The sequence below is a fragment of the Methylobacterium sp. WL18 genome (assembly GCF_008040015.1).
Lineage (GTDB): Bacteria > Pseudomonadota > Alphaproteobacteria > Rhizobiales > Beijerinckiaceae > Methylobacterium > Methylobacterium mesophilicum.
In genome coordinates this window covers 1-1,651 of sequence record NZ_VRVD01000852.1, presented here as the reverse complement: position 1 = coordinate 1,651, position 1,651 = coordinate 1, and the positions used below count along the sequence as shown (strand labels likewise).

The window sequence follows — 1,651 nt, the reverse complement described above, 5'->3', positions numbered from 1 at the left end:
GGGTCTGACTCACTTTCGGTGCAGGGGAGTTGATGGATCTCGGCTTCGGTCGTCGGAGATCCTGCCATGCCTCGCAGCCTGCATCCCAACTCGGTAATTCCGCGCGGACTCGTCATCGATCATGTCGAGATCGGCTCTGGCCTGACCATCACCGCCCGGCCTGTCGCCACCCTGGCCCGGTGTCCAAGCTGCGATCGGCCTTCGTCTCGAATCCATAGCCGCTACACGCGTACCCTGTCCGATCTGCCTGTCGCCGGGAGACCCGTCGTCATCGATGTCAGCGTCCGCCGCTTCCGCTGCGTCGGGATAGACTGCCGGACCAGGATCTTCGCCGAGCGGCTCGGGCCGGATCTCGCCGCTACCTACGCCCGGCGTACGGCCCGGCTCGACTGCATCGTGCGTCATCTGGGCCTTGCCCTTGGCGGCAGGCCCGCTGCCTGCTTCGCGCGTCGTCTTATGGTCCCTGCCAGTCGGGATACGATGCTCCGAACCGTGCGCCGCCGTGCCGTCCGTCCGGTGGAGCGTCCGAGCGTGATCGGCATCGACGACTGGGCCTTCCATCGGGGACAGCGCTACGGCACGCTGGTCTGCGACCTGGAACGGCGACGTGTCATCGCCCTGCTACCGGATCGAGAGAGTAGCACGGTCGAGACATGGCTCGCCGCTCACCCCGAGATCACCATCGTCGCCCGTGACCGCGGCGGTGGGTATGGGGAAGCGACAGCGCGGGCTCTACCCCATGCCCTTCAAGTCGCCGATCGCTGGCATCTGATGGAGAATGCCAGCGCTGCCTTCCTCGACGCCGTGCGCAAGTCGATGGCCGCCATCCGCATCGCGGTGGGAGCCGCGACGGTCGATCCCGAACGTCTGACCTGCGCCGAGCGCCTGCAGTACGACGGCTATCTTCGGAGGGAGGCGACGGGCGAGGCGATCCTGGCTCTGTCGCGACAGGGCATGCCGATCAAGAAGATTGCCCGGACGACCGGGCACAGTCGCAAGCTCGTGCGCGACGTGCTTCGCGGTCTGACCGGCGACGTCTTCCGCGCCCGCCAGAGCAGCCTGGATGCCCATCTGCCCCGGCTCGATGCCGAATGGGCGGCCGGCTGTCGCAACGGGGCTGAACTCTGGCGTCGGCTTCGCGCGAACGGGTTCACCGGCAGCTTGCGGGTGGTCGGGGAATGGGCGACGCGGAGGCGACGCAGTGAGCGGGCGCCGGAGGGCGCGCCCAGCAGGGTGCCGTCAGCGCGGATCCTCTCCCGGCTGATGACGACGGGGCGGGACAGCCTGACGAAGGCCGAAGCCGTCCTTGTGGCGACGATCGAGGGGGAGGTGCCGAGGCTCGACGAGGCAAGGGCCCTGTTGTCGCGCTTCCAAACCATGATCCGCGAACGGCGTCGATCCGATCTCGACACCTGGATCGAGGCTGCGGCCCGCAGCCTTCTGGCGTCCTTCGCCGGCGGCCTGCTCAAGGACAAGGCGGCTGTCGCTGCAGCTCTCACGCAACCATGGTCGAACGGCCAGACCGAAGGGCAGATTACCCGCCTGAAGCTCGTGAAGCGACAGATGTTCGGCCGCGCCAAACTCGACCTGCTCGAAGCTCGGCTGATCGGTATACCATGAGCCCCCCTGCATCGAGATTGCGCCAGACCCA

1 protein-coding gene is annotated in these 1,651 nt (G+C 67.4%); it reads left to right on the top strand.

The features are described 5' to 3' along the window. Nucleotides 1-66 precede the first annotated feature (66 nt). Nucleotides 67-1,620: an ISL3 family transposase gene (locus tag FV228_RS28995; protein ID WP_147857625.1), complete on the top strand. Its 1,554-nt coding sequence runs from the start codon at nucleotides 67-69 to the stop codon at nucleotides 1,618-1,620. Nucleotides 1,621-1,651 lie beyond the last annotated feature (31 nt).